Source organism: Hyphobacterium sp., from assembly GCF_965228115.1.
Taxonomy (GTDB): domain Bacteria; phylum Pseudomonadota; class Alphaproteobacteria; order Caulobacterales; family Maricaulaceae; genus Hyphobacterium.
Window position 1 is genome coordinate 2,423,061 of record NZ_OZ245794.1, and the last position, 14,914, is coordinate 2,437,974.

Consider the following 14,914-nt stretch of genomic DNA (forward strand, 5'->3'; position numbering starts at 1 on the left):
CGTCTACGTCAGTTATTCGGCGTCACCGGTGATCAATTCCAGCTCGGTATTGATCGTGATGATGATTTCGTCGGAAATTGCCGGGACTGCATATCCCAAACCCCATTCAGACCGCAGGATCGTGGTCGTTGCAGTAAAGCCGGCGAGGCCGCGCTCTTCGTTGACGCCATTCAACGTCACATCCAGCGTTACCGGGCCGGTATTGCCCAACAGTGTCAGATCACCGGTCATCGTGCCGGTCTGGCCATCTTCGGTTTCAAAGCTGGTCGCAACAAAATGGGCCGTTGGAAATTCAGCCGTGTTGAACAGGTCTTCGGAATTGAGGTGGGCGATAAAGCGCTCATGATGGGCGCCGACCCAGAATCCGTCGATCAGGTTGAAGGTGACATCCACTGTGGAGTTGGATGGGGTTCCCATGTCCAGCAACAGCGTACCTTCATAATCGGTGAATTGGATAGACTGGCGCGACAGGCCCAGATGGATCCAGCTAGCGTTGATCTCGGTGTGCGTGCGGTCGAACTCATATGCGATCGGATCAGCCAGGGCAGCGGTGGCGGTCAGCGCGGCAAACGCTGAAGCAGTGAGAAATTTCATAGGGAAGGACTCCCGTTTCAGGGGTTGAACAGCCTGCGGCAGCTCGCCGCAGTTCCGGATATAGGTCACGCACCTTGTGGAGCAAAAGGGCGTCGTGATCACATTATCGTTTCCGGTCTGGAATTAATCAGCGGTCCTTCCCCGGCACCCATTTTACATCAGCTTGCCCGTTTTCATTGGCAATGCGGGCCAGCACAAAAAGAAGATCGGAGAGCCGGTTGAGATAACGGACCGTTTCTGCATTCAGGCGCTCATCCAGCCGGGATAGATTGACCGTACGCCGCTCGGCGCGCCGGCAGACGGTGCGGGCGACATGAAGCCTTGAGGCAGCTTCGCTACCTGCCGGCAACACAAAGCTGTCCAGCGGCTCCAGCAGGGCATTCCACTTGTCAATGGCAGTCTCCAGGGCCGTGACTTGGCCTTCGGTGACCCGTAGGGGTTCGTAACCCGGGTCTTCACCCGTATCCGGCACACACAGATCGGCACCCAGATCGAACAGATCATTCTGTACCCGTTCCAGAAGCGTGCTCATTTCAGCATCTTCAACCGCGCAGCGCGCTAGACCGATGGCGGCATTGGTCTCGTCTACCGCTCCATAGGCCTCGACGCGGATATCCGTCTTGTCGACCTCCGACATATCGCCGAGCCGCGTCCGGCCTCTATCGCCGGTCTTGGTGTAGATTTTTGTCAGGCGAACCATGGGATTCCCGTTTCATCTGTTCCGCTAGACGCGAGACCTAATCGCGGCACACTGCGCTGGCAAGATGAGCAGGGGAATGATCATGCTTCGCATCGCGGTATTACTCGCCGTCATCACGTCATCGGCTGTGGCAGCCCGTCAAGACGTTCAGGCCCTGGCGGACGGTCTGATTGAAAACGGCTCACCGGGGGCGGTGGTCATGCTGATCGATGGCGATACGCAGCTCATTTCCGTCGCCGGAGACCGGCGATCGTCTTTGCCTTCGCCTATCGAGTTGGAAGATCAATGGCATCTAGGGTCCAACACCAAAGCAATGACCGCCATGCTGGCCGCACGCCTGGTCGAGCAGGGGGCTATGGGTTGGGATACTACGCTGGGCGAAAGCTTGGGCGAGCGGTTCAACCGGATCGATCCCGTTCTGGCGGACGCCACACTTGCCGAGCTTTTGCAACATCGCTCGGGGATGGTCCCGAATGCGGGCCGCCTGACCTCGATTGCGATCTCCGGCCTGTTTGGCGAGCGGGATGCCGCGCGTGACCGCATCCCCTATCTTCGTGAATTACTGCGCGACCCGGCCGGACAGCGCGGCACATATCTATATTCCAATGCGGGTTATGTTGCCGCAGCTCTGATGATGGAGCAGGCGACCGGCGAGACCTGGGAGGCGTTGATCCAGCGTGAGCTGTTTGACCCGCTGGGACTCGAGAGCGCGGGCTTTGGCCCGCCTCAGGGCGAACAACCGCAAGGTCATAATGAGCGCGGCGAGCGCCTGATCCCGGCGGGGACCGGGGCCGGTGCTGATAACCCGCCAGCGGTTAATCCGGCCGGCCGGGTGCACATGTCCATGCCCGATTATGCTGTTTTCCTGCGTTTGGTGATCGCAGGCGCACGCGGTGAGGAGACCGAATACCTCTCCGCTGAAAGCTGGCAGGCCCTTCTAACGCCGCCCGCAGGCGCAGATTACGCCATGGGGTGGGGCGTGGGAGAAGATGGCTCGCTTCGCCATGCCGGGTCGAATACGATGTGGTTTGTGCAAGCGGTCATCTGGCCGGAGGCCAATCGCATGGCTGTGGCGGGCGTCAATGAAGGGCGGATATCTGTAGTCGTGCCTGAAATCCGCGACGTGGTTTCCGAACTCTCGCCGGATTAGCCGGCAATGTTCTGCCGTACCATGACCGCAATCAGCATCAGTACGACGGCGACAAACTGAATGCCGACGCGATAACGCATCAGAATATTAGACCGCGCGGCCGAGCCTTCGCCGCCGCGCACCATATTCACAAAGCCGAAGATCAGCGTGCCGAGCACGGCCAGCATCGAAACGACGATCAGGATATTCAAAAAGATCAACATGAGCGCTTAACTAGTCCGGACAGTCCTTGCCGTCCAATCACGCTTTGTCGCACCTAGCTGCGCCAGCGCAGCGTTTTCGGTTCTTTCAGCGGGTTTTTAAATTCCACGCCGTCGCGGCGATGCTTTTCCCATCCCCGGCGCAAGGCCAGATACCATTTCGCGGGTATATCGCTGTCATGGATGAACATTTGCGGCGGATCATAAGACAGGCCAATCGCCTGGGAATCGACAGCCGCTGAATCCTGCCCCATAAAGATGCGGATTGCGCGCCGGATAAGAAATTTCGGCACGAAATTCACCGCAAAATGATTCCAGTAGATGATGATCGAGATAATCGTTTTGTCGGCGGTCACCGGCGTCACAATCGTCACCGTGGTGACGTGTTTATCGCCCGCCTTCATATATTCCGGGCGCAATCCGGGCAGTTCCAGCTGGATCTCGGTCGTAATGTCATTGCCAAACAGCTTGTAGATGAAGGAATTTGACGACGGCTTGTGCGGCAGCATGGAAAAGCCGCGCTCGATAGGTCCGAACGTCTTTTGCTTCTCATGCATGGTCTTGGGGGTGCGCCACCAGGACTGGTTATGGATGTAGGGGATGTGCGCCGGATCCATCAAGCTGATCACCGCTGCATCCATATCGCAATGAAAATCGCACTCATCGAAGATGCGGACTTTTGAGTCCTCGGGAATATCCAGCGTCGGCGGTGGCAGGCAGGGCTCGGCGTCGTGATCGTAACCAAACCAGATCCAGACAATCCCGTAGCTCTCATGCACCCGGTATGTCTTGGCCCTGATCTTGTCGATCTCCATCGCCTTGGTCTGATCTTCCGTCAGCGAGGGGATGAAGGCGCACTGGCCATCCGGTTTGAAGCGCCAGCCATGATAGGGGCATTGCACTTCGGTGCCGGTTTCCCCGCGCACCATCTCACCGCCGGATAGCAGAATGGCGCGATGCGGGCAGATATCCGTCATCGCAAAGGCTTCACCCTCATGCGTGCGGCCAAACAGGATCAGCTCGCCCAGACGCTCTTGCTGGATCATCTGGCCGGGTTTGATCTCATCCCCGACGATCCCGAAATACCAGAGATCGCGCAGGAAAACGTCGTCTTGGGCGGTGTCTTTAGCCATGGCCCCGTCTCTAACCTTTCGCGGGCGGCTTCGCCAAGTCTCGAGATGCCGAAGTGCGCGACTTGCGTTGCACCCAGTAGACCCCGGCCAGCACCAACGCCGCCCCGCCAAACTGCAGCGTGGTAAAGGCTTCGTTGAACATCAGCCAACCTGCCATCGAGGCGACAACGGGCTGGATCAGGATGATGATGGAGGCCACCGGCGCCGGTACCCGGCCGAGCCCGAAGGCGACGCCGCCCTGTCCGATGATTTGCACACCCACCGCCAACCCGATCAGGACGAGCCAATCGGTTTGGGTGTTCGGCCAAATTTCTTCGCCAAATCCCAGCGCGGCCAGACACAGGATGGGCGACGACACCAGCACCGTCCAGAAAATTACCGTGCCGGTGGAGGCAAATCTCCGCGCCTGGCGCACAGCGAGAATATAGGCGGCATACCAGACCGCGGTTCCCATGGAGAGCAGGTCTCCCGGCCAGCGTTCCGGCGCGACGGTCAGATTACTGACCGATAGAAGCGCCGCTCCGAATACAGCGAGGGCCGCGGCCATCAGGAATTGCCGCGTTATGTTTTCCTTGAAAATCAGCCAGGCAGCGAGCACAACAAAGACCGGCTGCAGATTGGCAAGGAAGGTCGCATTGGCGACCGTCGTGATCTTGATGCCGGCATGCCAGAAGGCGAGGTCCCCGGCGAACAGCATGCCGGGCAAAGCAAGATAAATCCATTTCCTGACCCCGGAGGGCGTGTCCTCCCGGACCGGCGGGTTTTTATCGAACAGCATCCACAGAAAGGCGAGCGGGATGGCCAAAGCCATGCGCCAGAAGCCGACGGTTTGCGGGCCAAGCTCGGATAGTTTCACCAGCGGCGCGGCCATGCCAATGGCCACCGCGCCGGCAATCAGCATGATCAGACCGATCAGAACGGATTTATCCGACGTCTGGCTCATTCATCCCCCTTATCTGCCCGCATATACCCCTTGAGCGGAAAGGGAAATCACCAATTGAAACCAAGTTGCATCCGAAGGGTTTTTGCCGAGACACCGCTTTGGCGAATGGCCTGCAAAGTTTGCGATTTATTTCGCTTGGCAAAGCGCTTTCCATCCTTACCGGTCAGCAATTTGTGATGCCGGTAAAGGGGTGCCGGCAGGTTCAATAGCGCTTGTAAAATCCGATGCACCGAAGTGGCAAAAAATAGATCCTGTCCGCGGATGACATGGGTAATGCCCTGCAGCGAATCATCCAGCGTGACGGCAAGGTGATAGCTGGTGCCCACATCCTTCCGGCCCAGAATAACATCACCGATCAAGTCCGGTTGAATCGCCAGAGTGCCGCTTTCGCCCCCGGGGCCTTCGCCTTCCTCAACAAAAGAAAGCCGCGAAATATCGCCCAGCTCAGCTTTCACCGCGCTGATCGATAACCGCCAGGCAAACGCGTCTCCTCGGTCTAATCGGGAAGCTTCGTCGTCCGGGCTCATCGGTTTGGCTGGGCCGGGATAGATCACGCCATCCGGGCCTTCGCCCGGATGGTGCGGGGCGCGGGCGATATCCTCCATGATTTCCTTGCGGGTTTTAAAACAGCGATAGATATGGCCTCGCTCGGCCAGCTGATTGAGTGCGGCATGATAGTCTGGAAAGTGCTCGGATTGCCGCCTGACCGGCTCTTCCCACTCCAGGCCGAGCCAGTGCAAATCTTCATAGATCGCGTCGACGAACTCCGGCTTGCAGCGGGTGATATCGATATCTTCTATCCGCAGCAGAAATCGTCCGCCCGCCTGCCGCGCCGCCTCGAACGCCTTCAGCGCCGAGAACGCATGCCCTTTATGGAGCAGGCCGGTGGGCGAGGGCGCAAAGCGGGTTGTAAATGGTGTTCTAGGACTCATGCTGAGGCAACAGCATGGACTTGTTTCTTTTTAATACTTCATATGCCCAGCCGTCATCATACCAGTCCTCGAAATGAGGATTGCCGCGGAGTTTCTGTATGGTGTGATGGATCAGAATTACGCAGTCCTCTGCAGAAACCATCACGCCTTCTGCTAGGTTTGAATAACGCCTCATCACTTTCCCCCCGCGCGCCATGTTGACCACATGATCTGCAAACTCGTCCAAAGCCGCTTCACCGAGCCCCTCAGACGTGTAGCCATAGGCCTTGAGGAAATGAATTATCGCAGAAGCAGCGCGCAGCTTGAGCGGAGCGAATGCGCCTATGACAGTTTTTAACAATTGATATGCAACAAATACGGCAATCAATGAGCCAATGACGATTAATACTGTTTCCAAGGCTTCCTCCCAGCAATACAACCACTAGATTAATCAAAAAGCAGAAGGTCCGCCAATTGCGGTTTGGAGTGGACGCGCTTTGGCTTGTTGGTTAGTCCCGCCTCATGATGATTGATGGACCCCGACAGCCGCCGGCCAATGGCCAGAAACCCCGCAAGCTGGTCATTCTGGTGCATGGCTATGGGGCTAATGGCGAAGACCTGATCGGCCTGGCCGGTCAGTGGACGCGGGATCTGCCGGATGTGCAGTTTGTCGCCCCGAATGCGCCTCAGCCCGTGCCGGGCGCGCCCAACGGGTATCAATGGTTTCCGATCACACGGCTGGACCCGGAAGAGGGTAATCGCGGCGTGATATCCGCCGCCCCGACGCTGAACGCTTTCATCGACCAGGAACTCACCCGCTACGGCCTCACCGATCAGGACCTGGCGCTGGTCGGCTTTTCTCAAGGCACGATGATGTCCTTACATGTCGGCTTGCGCCGCTCACCCGGCCCGGTGGCGATCCTTGGGTTTTCCGGGGCGATGCCCAGCCGTGTGACCCTGAAAGATGAAATCACGAGCAAGCCGGCCATTCAGCTGATCCATGGTGACCGCGATGATGTTCTGCCGCTGGGCATGATGTTTGATGCGGCTGAAGGTCTGGCGGAGGCCGGGGCGTCGTGCCAGTGGCATATTTCGCCGGGCATTCCGCACGGCATTGGCCCCGATGGACTGGAGATCGGCGGGCGGTTTTTGAAGAAAGCCTTCTCCGGCGCATACGCCGCGCCAATTCCTTCCAACTCGTAAACGACATCGTCATAGCCGCGTTATGGGTTTAAGGTTATAAATTCGCCAAGACGGAGACCGGCGTGATTCGCTGTGAATCCCGCCGTCCTCCAATCAGGGAGGTGCGTGTTCAGGACGCGTGTTGAGCATAACGGAATGGCCGGACCCGACCGGATAGGGGGAGGGTGCCATGCAAGTGCTTGATAAAGCCCCCTCCGGGTGGCCCTGCCTCGTTTTGAACGCCGATTACCAGCCCTTGTCATACTGGCCGCTTTCAGTGTGGAGCTGGCAGGAAGCCATCAAGAATGTCTTCCTGGAGCGCGTGACGGTTGTCTCGAGCTATGAAGACAAGATCCGCTCGCCGTCTACGGAGTTTCCGGCCCCGTCGGTTGTGGCGCTGCATGAATACGTCCAGCAGAACCGGGCTCCGGCCTTTACGCGGTATAATGTCTGGCTGCGCGACGGGTTCAAATGTGCGTATTGCGGCTGGGACAAGGTGGAAGATCTGACGTTCGATCACATTCTTCCGCGCTCTCACGGCGGTGAAACCTCGTGGAACAATATCGTCGCGGCCTGTTCGCCCTGTAATCTCAAAAAAGGCGGACGCACGCCCAAACAGGCTGGCATGAATGACCCTCGCGCATACCGGCCCAGCATGCATCAATTACAGGCACAGGGCCGCCGCTTTCCGCCGAAATACCTGCATGCTAGCTGGATGGATTATCTCTACTGGGATGCCGAGCTGGAGCGTTAAGCGCCCCCGCTTTGCCTAGACCTTCGTCGTCACTGCAATAGCGGCACGGCAGCCTGCCTCGATGACGCGGGAAAGAATAGGATAGCCAAACGCCTCTTTCGCGCCCTCTTCGACGGCGAGGTGTTTGTGCGCGACCTCTTCATCGCGGAACTGCGTGAAGCGCGTGCGAAGCTCGTCTTCGCCTGCGGCTTCCAGCTCGGCGATCTGGTCATTGTAATGACCTTCAATCACGGTCTCCACTGCTTCGGTGCAGGCATGGGCGGCTTTCTCGCCCATCAGGGCTGTGGCCACGCCAAGTGTGCGGCCAGCGACTTTCCAGATTGGCATCAACGCCGTGGGGCGTACGCCGCGGGTGCGGATGAAATCATCAAAGGCATCCAGATGCGATTGCTCGTCTTCGGCCATATGGCGCAACTGATTGGCGATGCGGGTCTTGGACGGAATATTCCCGAACACGGCCAACTGGCCTTCATAGATCGCGACCGCACCATATTCACCGGCATGGTCTACGCGGATCATCTCTTCGGTGCGGCGTTTATCAGCCACATTGCCGGGCATTTTCGGGCGAGGGGCACGGCTCATTTGCGGAACACTCCCAAATAGAAAGAGATCATCGCCAGTCCAAACGACATCAGCGCATTATAGCCCGCCATGGAAATGCCGAACAGCGTCCAGGCGGCCACGCCACACGGCACGACGCCTGTGGCGGTCCCATCCATGACGGCAAACAGATCATCGGCTGAGATGGATAACGGACCGGCGGTGGAACAGCTCGCCGGGCCTTCCCACCAGCCATATTCGATGCCGGCATGCCAACCGGCAAATCCGGCAGAGTAAAGAAAGATCGCCCCGATGATCAGGCAGACCCACATGGCAAACGGCTTCACTGCCTCCAGACGCAAGGCCAGAAAGCCGATCAGGCCCGCCGCTATTGCCGCCATATGGATATAGCGCTGATCCAAGCAGAGCGGGCACGGCGCATAGCCAAACCCGTATTCGAAGACATAGGCCCCGCCGAGGATCAGAGCGGACAGGACTGCTGCCAGAAGCGGCCAGCGTTGAGCGGTCAGGTAAGGGGCAATAAAACTCATAAGCTGAAGATTAGGGCGGAGCCGGGACCAGGAAAAGCGCGCATTCAGCCGCAGGCCCGATTGGCGTCCCATCAGCGTCCCATTGCGCCCCGCACCCACTCAATCATCGCATAGATGAGGGCCGGACCACCAATTACCAGAATGCCGATCCAGATCAGGCCGAGCACGAGACCGGCGAGGATCAGCAAACCATCCCGCGTGATCAGCCCGAGCGAGCCAATTGCGATAGCGACACCTGGCGTGGAATTCGTTAGCGGTAAGGGCGTCAGGATGGACAGGCAGAAAACGCAGAAAATGCCGCCCACCACGCGCTCGCCGGTTGGGCCGGACAGGAAAAGCAGGCGCGGGCGGGCAATAGCTTCGATCCAGCCAAACCAGCGCTTGGCTTGCTGGCCCATTTTCTCCAGGCCCTGCTTGGAGAGGTTTCGGCTCGCGAACTTCTCCGGCATCCACGGTTCCGGCCGGCCCATCGCCATCTGAAACGCCAAAGCTGCCATGGGCAGGGAGATGACCTGCGGAATGCCATAGAGAAAGGGGATGCACACCGGGATCGCCAGCGCAAACAGCAAAACTCCGAAAGCGCGCTCGCCCAAAGCCTCCATGAACGCGCCGAGCTTTAGGCCTTCCTCCGGTGCGCTCTCGCCAATATGGACGAGGCGCGCCACAAGGCCTTCGGGCACGTCAGATCGGGAGGCGCTGGCATCAGACATGGGCCGCTTCATAAAGCGATTGGTGCGCACTGAATAGCGGGCCGCCAACCCTATTGCATTGCAAAGCCTTTGAAGGCAGTTTCCGCCGTCCGCAATCAGGGCCCCTGTGGCGGAATTGGTAGACGCGCCGGATTCAAAATCCGGTTCCTTCGGGAGTGCCCGTTCGATTCGGGCCAGGGGCACCATTCTTCGCTGACGAAGTCTGCGAAGAATGCCGCGCCGAAGCCCATAGGGCGAAGGCGGGCAGCCAGCCTCCGTCAGCTTGAATGGTATTGGTTTTGCCTCGCGCCAGTTCGCTTCGCTCACGGCTCCGGCGGGGCGGGCGAAAGCCCGGGCCGCAGTCGCGGCCTTGGACACTTTATCTAGGTTTCCGTTGCGCGCGGCCGAGGGGGCCTTCACAAGGTCAATTGTTTAAAGGCGAACCTGACCCTTGGGTCTGTTTGGTTTTGCCGTTAGCCTTAAAGCATGAGCGCTGTGACCTCCTCCGATATCTGCCATTTCTGGTTCGTGGAATGCACACCGAAGCAGCATTTTGTTTCCACGCCGGCGTTTGATGCCAAGGTGCGCCGGCGCTTTGCCAAAGCCATCGAGACGCAAGCCCGGCAGGTCAAAGACGGTGACCATCCCTGGCTGGAAACCGCCGAGGGCGGTCTGGCGCTGATCCTGTTGTTCGATCAATTCACCCGGAATGTCTGGCGCGGCTCTGGCAAGGCTTTTGCCTTCGATCAAACGGCCCGGCAGATCGCACGCGCGATGATCGAGCGTGGTCTGGACATGGAATTGCCGCCCAAAAGGCGCAGCTTTGTCTACATGCCCTTCATGCATTCCGAAGACTTGGCCGATCAGGATTTCAGCCTGGAGGTGTTTGCCTCCCGCCTGCCGGAAGAGAACAATAATCTCTCTCATGCCCACAAGCATCGCGATGTAATCAAACAGTTCGGCCGTTTTCCCTATCGCAATGATGCGCTGGGCCGGAAATCGACGCCGGAAGAGCGCGCCTACCTGTCTGGTGGTGGCTATGCACCCGGCTCAAAACGCCGGGCAAAATAACCCCGGCGGCAAAGCTGGCCTAAAACCGGTCAGCCCCCATTCATCCAAGTCATTGAAAATACGTGGTTGAAACGCCGCCCGCTTTGGCGCGCGCCTTGCGAGGACAGAAACAAACCGTTTCACCATTGGATGGATGATATGAACATAGCCCCGCACATCACGCCTTCTGACATGCTCTCTCTGGCCTTCCTTCTGGTCGACCGACATGGCGCCAAAGCGCTGGGTTATGCCGACCTGGCCGTCGGCGAGATGGAAGACGCCGGGGATGATGTTCGGGCCGATGCCTGGCGGGCGCTCAAAAGCGTCGTTGAAGATGCACTCGCCGGTCGGCTGGAGCGCGATCAGGACGTCACCGTTCACTAATCCAAATCTTTCGTCATCATCCGGCTCGCCCGGATGATCTCGTCATCGAAGCTGAGATCCTCCGATTAAATCGGAGGATGACGGGCCTTAAGGCATTCGCCGCATTGCCTTACCACACTTGCGCGCTTAACTGCGGGGCATGACAGACGCATTTAACTGGTCCGATTTGATGGCCCGCGCCGGGCTGTCCGATCCCTTTGCGCCCGGCACCTCCCGCAAGAATGGCCGGGCCGCTCTGCGCAAGCTGGTGCCGCTGATGGAATTACCGGCGCCAAACGTGGCGGAAATCCATGATCTGACGATCAAGGGCGCGGACGGGAATTTGGCCGCGAGGCTTTACGAACCCGTCGATCCGACGAATGCGCTCACCGTTTTCTACCATGGTGGCGGCTATGCGTTTGGCGATCTGGATAGCCATCACCGCGTTGCCCAGCGCCTGGCCGCCATCTCACAAAGCCGCGTCCTGTCGGTCGATTACCGCTTGGCCCCGGAACATCCCTTTCCCGCCGCCTATGACGATGCGGTGGCAGCCTTTGATTGGGCGCTCAATGAGGGCAGCGAGCATATCGGGACCGATCCTGAAAAGATGGCTGTCGCGGGCGATAGCGCGGGCGGTGGTCTGGCGGCTGCCGTCGCCCAAGCGCGTCGTGAGCACATTCATTTCCAGCTTCTGATTTATCCGCTCTTGCAACTGGCAGAGACTCGAAAAGTGAAGCCGAAAATGCTGGAAGGGCATATGCTGTCCACCCAGGCGCTCGACTGGATCCGCGACACCTATTGCGGCGACACGAGCCCGATGGACCCCCGCATCTCCCCGCTCTTTGCCGAAGACGTCAGCCATTTGCCGCCCGCGCACATTATCGCGGCCGAGCTGGATCCTTTGCTGGATGAAGGCGTGGCGTACCGCGACCGCCTGCAGGCGGCGGGCATCCCGGTCACGCATGAACTCGCTAAAGGCCTGCCGCATGGCTTTTTCAACATGACGCGCGTCTGGCCGGGCGCGGATAAACACGCCAACACGGCGTTTGAACGTCTGCGCGACGGGTTGACGTCATGAGTTTCAAACCGGAATCGGCCTTTGCCCTTCTAGGCCCCGACTTTGCCGATGCGGTCGAACCGGCGGACTTCCCGGACCTGACCCTGCGCTGGTGGAATAAACGCTGGGCAGACGAGATCGGTCTGGGTGATCTGGATGACGCTGCAAAGGCCGACCATTTCGCCCGCTTTGCGCCGCTGGAAGGCTATCCGCATACGCCACTTTCCATGCGCTATCACGGCCATCAATTCCGGCATTATAATCCACAAATCGGCGATGGCCGCGGCTTTCTGTTCGCGCAATTCCGGGATCAACATGACCGATTGCTGGATTTTGGCACCAAGGGCTCGGGCCAGACGCCCTGGTCGCGCTCGGGCGATGGACGGCTGACGCTGAAAGGGGCGGTGCGGGAAATTCTGGCCGCTGAAATGCTCGAAGCGCTGGGCGTTTATACCTCCAAAGCCTTTGCGGTGTTTGAAACCGGCGAACAGCTGCACCGCAATGATGAACCCTCGCCAGCGAGGGGCGCGGTGCTCACGCGGCTGCAGCACTCGCATGTTCGTTTTGGCACCTTCCAGCGTCATGCGTTTGAAGATGCGCCGGAGCGGATCTCCGCCCTGATCGATCACGCGATTACGGTCTATTATCGGCATCTGACCGAGTTTGATGGCGCAGACCGGGCGACCGAGTTGTTGCGCGCGGTTGTCAAATCCAGCGCCCGCCTGGCGGCGCAATGGATGGCGGCGGGCTTTGTCCATGGCGTGCTTAATACCGATAATCTCAACGTCACGGGCGAGAGCTTCGACTATGGCCCCTGGCGCTTCCTGCCGACTTATCAGACCGGCTTTACCGCCGCCTATTTTGATGAGACCGGGCTGTACGCCTATGCCCGCCAACCCGAAGCGGTGTTCTGGGCGCTTCAACAATTTGCCGCGGCGCTCCTGAAGGTCGGTGAGACGGATCCGCTGGTGGCGGTGCTGAACACCTTCCCGGACACTTATACCGCCGAGATGACGACCGCTTTCTGCCGACGGCTGGGTGTGAAGGAGCAGGACGACTCAGAGGCCATGGTAAGGGCCCTGCTGGATTTCCTCCACAAGAGCCAGCTGCCCTTTGAGGCCGTGTTCTTCGATCATTTCTGCGCCGATGAGGTCCGCATCAAAGCGGCCTCGCGCAATTATTCCGGGCCGGAATACACGACATTCGCTGAAAGTTTCCACGCCCATGAACCCGACCGGCCGGAGCGCTTGTCGCACAGCTATTTCCAACGGCCGGACCCGGTGCATATAACGATTGAGGTCATGGAAGGTGCCTGGGAGCCGGTGCATGAGAAGGATGACTGGTCGGAACTGCGCACCCTGTTCCGCGATATAGCTGAAGCGCGAGAGGGCTATGATCTGGGAGTAGGGCGAATAGGCTTCTTGCCATGAGCCTGCCCCTCATCACCGCCCCGGTCTTGAAGAGCCGGGGAGTGGTTCACGGCTTCACAACACGTGAAGGCGGGGTGTCGTCCAGCGCGTTTGAAAGCCTGAATCTCTCCCGCCGTGAGGCCGATAGCGATAAAAATGTCGACGAAAACCGACGCCGCGTGGCCAAGGCGCTCGGCGTCCAGCATCTTGCCTTTGCCCGGCAGGTGCATGGCAATCAGGTGTTGATGATCGACCGGCCACGCAAGGATGGCGTCGCAGGCAAGGGCGATGCCCTGATCACCAATCAGCGCGGCATTGGCCTCGTCGCACAGACAGCCGATTGTGTGCCGCTCCTCATTCATGATCCGGTTCAGAATACAATTGCCGCGGTGCATTCCGGTTGGCGCGGCACGGTGAAGGAAATCGCCCGCCAAGCGATTGATGCCTTGTTGGTGGCCTATGGCTCCCGGCCGTCAGATCTCCGTGCCGCCATTGGCCCGGCCATCAGTCAGGAGAATTATCGCGTCGGCCCGGAAGTGCTGGAACAATTCATCGAGGTTTTTGGTTCGCTGGACGGGCTGGCCGGACCGATTGATGCAGAGGGAGGGGCGAGGTTGAACAATACCGCCGCTGTCCACCGCCAGCTTCTGGAGGCAGGACTATCGCTTGACAATATCTGGGTGTCAGACGCCTGCACCTTTGCCGATGACCGATTCTTCTCATGCCGCCGCGCCAAGGGAGGCCCGTTTGGCGGGCAGGCAGGCGTGATTGCACTGGTCTAGATCACGCGGCCGCCATTCATTTCCAGAAGCATCCGGCGCAGCTTGCGCATGCCACCCAGCCAGCGGTCCCGATCCCCGGCTTTCTTGGCAAAGTGATCTGCCACCACCGGATGGGTCAGGATCAGGAAACGGTTTTCGGCCACGCCATCGACAATGGTTTTCGCCGCGTCTTCCGCCGTGATCATGCCATCGACGGCGGTCATCACCTCGGGCAGGTCCTTGGTCATTTTGGTCTTCACATATTGCGGGCAGATGGCGTGCGATTGGACGCCCCGATCACCGTGCGAGATGGAGATGGATTCCGCTACCGAGATCGCTGCGGCTTTCGTGGCGGAATAGGCGGCATCACCAATCTGGGCAAGCAACCCGGCGGCTGAGGCGGTGATCATGAACGCCCCGCTGCCGCGCGCCGCCATGCCGGGTAGAACATGGCGCGCGGCATAAACCGCGTGCATGACGTTTATTTGCCAGGCTTTCTCCCAGTTGGCATTGGGCGCGCCAGCGGCTCCGCCCACCGGGCCGTCTCCAAAGCCAACCCCGGCATTGGCAAAGAAGATATCCACCGGGCCGAGATCGCGCTCCACCTCGCCAATGAACACCACCATCTCGCCTTCATCGGCGACATTCACGCGTTTTCCAAAGCCGCCGCACTCCTTGGCGACGGCATCCGCCGCCTCGCCATTCAGATCACAACAGGCCACCTTCGCGCCGCGCGCGTGAAACTCCCGCGCCACTGCAGCGCCAATACCGCCGGCTCCGCCGGTGATGATGACGGTCTTGTTCTCAAAATCCATACTGCCGCTCCCCGAACCTTTGATGCGCACCATGGCCCCCGCAACGGCGAAATGTCGAGCCCTCGCAGCGGCGGGTCCGGCCGCAATCTCACACAGAAGTGAAAATGGGCGG

19 protein-coding genes and 1 tRNA gene are annotated in these 14,914 nt (G+C 59.3%); 9 read left to right on the forward strand and 11 right to left on the reverse strand.

Annotated features, from left to right (window positions below; all coding sequences use genetic code 11):
- Positions 1-12: 12 nt before the first annotated feature.
- A complete protein-coding gene (locus tag ACO079_RS12435) occupies positions 13-594 on the reverse strand; it encodes a YceI family protein (RefSeq protein WP_421790515.1) in 582 nt (193 codons plus the stop codon).
- A 127-nt stretch (positions 595-721) separates the two neighbouring features.
- Entirely contained in the window at positions 722-1,294 is a 573-nt protein-coding gene (locus ACO079_RS12440; RefSeq protein WP_421790517.1) for a cob(I)yrinic acid a,c-diamide adenosyltransferase, read from the reverse strand.
- Positions 1,295-1,376: 82 nt separating this feature from the next.
- On the opposite strand from ACO079_RS12440, the gene ACO079_RS12445 reads away from it, so the two are divergent.
- Positions 1,377-2,444 carry a serine hydrolase domain-containing protein gene (locus ACO079_RS12445; protein WP_421790519.1) on the forward strand — a complete coding sequence of 356 codons (1,068 nt, stop codon included), beginning with the start codon at positions 1,377-1,379 and terminating at the stop codon, positions 2,442-2,444.
- Here ACO079_RS12445 and ACO079_RS12450 read toward each other — a convergent pair.
- From ACO079_RS12450 to ACO079_RS12470, 5 genes are read right to left on the reverse strand one after another with little or no spacing between them, the layout of a single operon-like run.
- Positions 2,441-2,647 carry a twin transmembrane helix small protein gene (locus ACO079_RS12450; RefSeq protein ID WP_421790520.1) on the reverse strand — a complete coding sequence of 69 codons (207 nt, stop codon included), beginning with the start codon at positions 2,645-2,647 and terminating at the stop codon, positions 2,441-2,443. The genes ACO079_RS12445 and ACO079_RS12450 overlap by 4 nt on opposite strands.
- A gap of 53 nt (positions 2,648-2,700) precedes the next feature.
- Positions 2,701-3,777, reverse strand: coding sequence for a Rieske 2Fe-2S domain-containing protein (locus tag ACO079_RS12455; protein WP_421790522.1), 1,077 nt, complete (start codon positions 3,775-3,777; stop codon positions 2,701-2,703).
- 10 nt (positions 3,778-3,787) lie between these two features.
- Positions 3,788-4,720 carry a DMT family transporter gene (locus ACO079_RS12460; protein ID WP_421790524.1) on the reverse strand — a complete coding sequence of 311 codons (933 nt, stop codon included), beginning with the start codon at positions 4,718-4,720 and terminating at the stop codon, positions 3,788-3,790.
- Between the two features lie 47 nt (positions 4,721-4,767).
- Positions 4,768-5,652 (reverse strand): tRNA glutamyl-Q(34) synthetase GluQRS, encoded by an 885-nt coding sequence (gene gluQRS / locus ACO079_RS12465; protein WP_421790526.1) that lies wholly within the window; start codon positions 5,650-5,652, stop codon positions 4,768-4,770.
- The gene (locus tag ACO079_RS12470) at positions 5,642-6,049 is read right to left on the reverse strand and encodes a hypothetical protein (protein WP_421790528.1); all 408 of its coding nucleotides are present in this window, start codon (positions 6,047-6,049) and stop codon (positions 5,642-5,644) included. Before ACO079_RS12470 ends, gluQRS begins: the two co-directional genes overlap by 11 nt.
- Positions 6,050-6,153: 104 nt before the next feature.
- Here ACO079_RS12470 and ACO079_RS12475 point away from each other — a divergent pair, with 104 nt between their 5' ends.
- On the forward strand, positions 6,154-6,834 hold the full coding sequence (locus tag ACO079_RS12475; protein ID WP_421790530.1) for an alpha/beta hydrolase: 681 nt from the start codon (positions 6,154-6,156) through the stop codon (positions 6,832-6,834).
- Positions 6,835-7,003: 169 nt separating this feature from the next.
- Positions 7,004-7,567, forward strand: a complete 564-nt coding sequence (locus ACO079_RS12480; RefSeq protein WP_421790532.1) for an HNH endonuclease — start codon at positions 7,004-7,006, stop codon at positions 7,565-7,567.
- A 15-nt stretch (positions 7,568-7,582) separates the two neighbouring features.
- On the opposite strand, the gene ACO079_RS12485 is transcribed toward ACO079_RS12480, so the two are convergent.
- The 3 genes from ACO079_RS12485 to ACO079_RS12495 are packed head-to-tail and all read right to left on the reverse strand — an operon-like array spanning position 7,583 to position 9,368.
- A complete protein-coding gene (locus ACO079_RS12485; protein WP_421790533.1) occupies positions 7,583-8,149 on the reverse strand; it encodes a demethoxyubiquinone hydroxylase family protein in 567 nt (188 codons plus the stop codon).
- Positions 8,146-8,730 (reverse strand): disulfide bond formation protein B, encoded by a 585-nt coding sequence (locus ACO079_RS12490; RefSeq protein ID WP_421790535.1) that lies wholly within the window; start codon positions 8,728-8,730, stop codon positions 8,146-8,148. Before ACO079_RS12490 ends, ACO079_RS12485 begins: the two co-directional genes overlap by 4 nt.
- Positions 8,730-9,368, reverse strand: a complete 639-nt coding sequence (locus ACO079_RS12495; protein WP_421790537.1) for an exopolysaccharide biosynthesis protein — start codon at positions 9,366-9,368, stop codon at positions 8,730-8,732. Before ACO079_RS12495 ends, ACO079_RS12490 begins: the two co-directional genes overlap by 1 nt.
- Positions 9,369-9,468: 100 nt before the next feature.
- On the opposite strand from ACO079_RS12495, the gene ACO079_RS12500 reads away from it, so the two are divergent.
- The 6 genes from ACO079_RS12500 to pgeF all read left to right on the forward strand — a co-directional run bounded on the left by ACO079_RS12500 (position 9,469) and on the right by pgeF (position 14,008).
- Positions 9,469-9,553 (forward strand) — tRNA-Leu (locus ACO079_RS12500).
- A 280-nt stretch (positions 9,554-9,833) separates the two neighbouring features.
- Positions 9,834-10,418 carry a DUF924 family protein gene (locus ACO079_RS12505; protein WP_421790539.1) on the forward strand — a complete coding sequence of 195 codons (585 nt, stop codon included), beginning with the start codon at positions 9,834-9,836 and terminating at the stop codon, positions 10,416-10,418.
- Between the two features lie 138 nt (positions 10,419-10,556).
- Positions 10,557-10,781: a hypothetical protein gene (locus ACO079_RS12510; RefSeq protein WP_421790540.1), complete on the forward strand. Its 225-nt coding sequence runs from the start codon at positions 10,557-10,559 to the stop codon at positions 10,779-10,781.
- A gap of 139 nt (positions 10,782-10,920) precedes the next feature.
- On the forward strand, positions 10,921-11,838 hold the full coding sequence (locus ACO079_RS12515) for an alpha/beta hydrolase (RefSeq protein WP_421790542.1): 918 nt from the start codon (positions 10,921-10,923) through the stop codon (positions 11,836-11,838).
- Positions 11,835-13,247 (forward strand): protein adenylyltransferase SelO family protein, encoded by a 1,413-nt coding sequence (locus ACO079_RS12520; RefSeq protein WP_421790544.1) that lies wholly within the window; start codon positions 11,835-11,837, stop codon positions 13,245-13,247. Before ACO079_RS12515 ends, ACO079_RS12520 begins: the two co-directional genes overlap by 4 nt.
- Positions 13,244-14,008, forward strand: coding sequence for a peptidoglycan editing factor PgeF (pgeF, locus tag ACO079_RS12525; protein WP_421790546.1), 765 nt, complete (start codon positions 13,244-13,246; stop codon positions 14,006-14,008). The genes ACO079_RS12520 and pgeF overlap by 4 nt, the downstream gene beginning before the upstream one ends.
- Here pgeF and ACO079_RS12530 read toward each other — a convergent pair.
- A complete protein-coding gene (locus ACO079_RS12530; protein ID WP_421790548.1) occupies positions 14,005-14,802 on the reverse strand; it encodes an SDR family NAD(P)-dependent oxidoreductase in 798 nt (265 codons plus the stop codon). The genes pgeF and ACO079_RS12530 overlap by 4 nt on opposite strands.
- Positions 14,803-14,914 lie beyond the last annotated feature (112 nt).

Bases quoted from the DNA above. Each gene is read 5' to 3' on its own strand.
- ACO079_RS12435 (WP_421790515.1), bottom strand. From the start codon at position 594: ATGAAATTTCTCACTGCTTCAGCGTTTGCCGCGCTGACCGCCACCGCT.
- ACO079_RS12440 (WP_421790517.1), bottom strand. From the start codon at position 1,294: ATGGTTCGCCTGACAAAAATCTACACCAAGACCGGCGATAGAGGCCGG.
- ACO079_RS12445 (WP_421790519.1), top strand. From the start codon at position 1,377: ATGCTTCGCATCGCGGTATTACTCGCCGTCATCACGTCATCGGCTGTG.
- ACO079_RS12450 (WP_421790520.1), bottom strand. From the start codon at position 2,647: ATGTTGATCTTTTTGAATATCCTGATCGTCGTTTCGATGCTGGCCGTG.
- ACO079_RS12455 (WP_421790522.1), bottom strand. From the start codon at position 3,777: ATGGCTAAAGACACCGCCCAAGACGACGTTTTCCTGCGCGATCTCTGG.
- ACO079_RS12460 (WP_421790524.1), bottom strand. From the start codon at position 4,720: ATGAGCCAGACGTCGGATAAATCCGTTCTGATCGGTCTGATCATGCTG.
- gluQRS (WP_421790526.1), bottom strand. From the start codon at position 5,652: ATGAGTCCTAGAACACCATTTACAACCCGCTTTGCGCCCTCGCCCACC.
- ACO079_RS12475 (WP_421790530.1), top strand. From the start codon at position 6,154: ATGATGATTGATGGACCCCGACAGCCGCCGGCCAATGGCCAGAAACCC.
- ACO079_RS12480 (WP_421790532.1), top strand. From the start codon at position 7,004: ATGCAAGTGCTTGATAAAGCCCCCTCCGGGTGGCCCTGCCTCGTTTTG.
- ACO079_RS12485 (WP_421790533.1), bottom strand. From the start codon at position 8,149: ATGAGCCGTGCCCCTCGCCCGAAAATGCCCGGCAATGTGGCTGATAAA.
- ACO079_RS12490 (WP_421790535.1), bottom strand. From the start codon at position 8,730: ATGGGACGCCAATCGGGCCTGCGGCTGAATGCGCGCTTTTCCTGGTCC.
- ACO079_RS12495 (WP_421790537.1), bottom strand. From the start codon at position 9,368: ATGTCTGATGCCAGCGCCTCCCGATCTGACGTGCCCGAAGGCCTTGTG.
- ACO079_RS12505 (WP_421790539.1), top strand. From the start codon at position 9,834: ATGAGCGCTGTGACCTCCTCCGATATCTGCCATTTCTGGTTCGTGGAA.
- ACO079_RS12510 (WP_421790540.1), top strand. From the start codon at position 10,557: ATGAACATAGCCCCGCACATCACGCCTTCTGACATGCTCTCTCTGGCC.
- ACO079_RS12515 (WP_421790542.1), top strand. From the start codon at position 10,921: ATGACAGACGCATTTAACTGGTCCGATTTGATGGCCCGCGCCGGGCTG.
- ACO079_RS12520 (WP_421790544.1), top strand. From the start codon at position 11,835: ATGAGTTTCAAACCGGAATCGGCCTTTGCCCTTCTAGGCCCCGACTTT.
- pgeF (WP_421790546.1), top strand. From the start codon at position 13,244: ATGAGCCTGCCCCTCATCACCGCCCCGGTCTTGAAGAGCCGGGGAGTG.
- ACO079_RS12530 (WP_421790548.1), bottom strand. From the start codon at position 14,802: ATGGATTTTGAGAACAAGACCGTCATCATCACCGGCGGAGCCGGCGGT.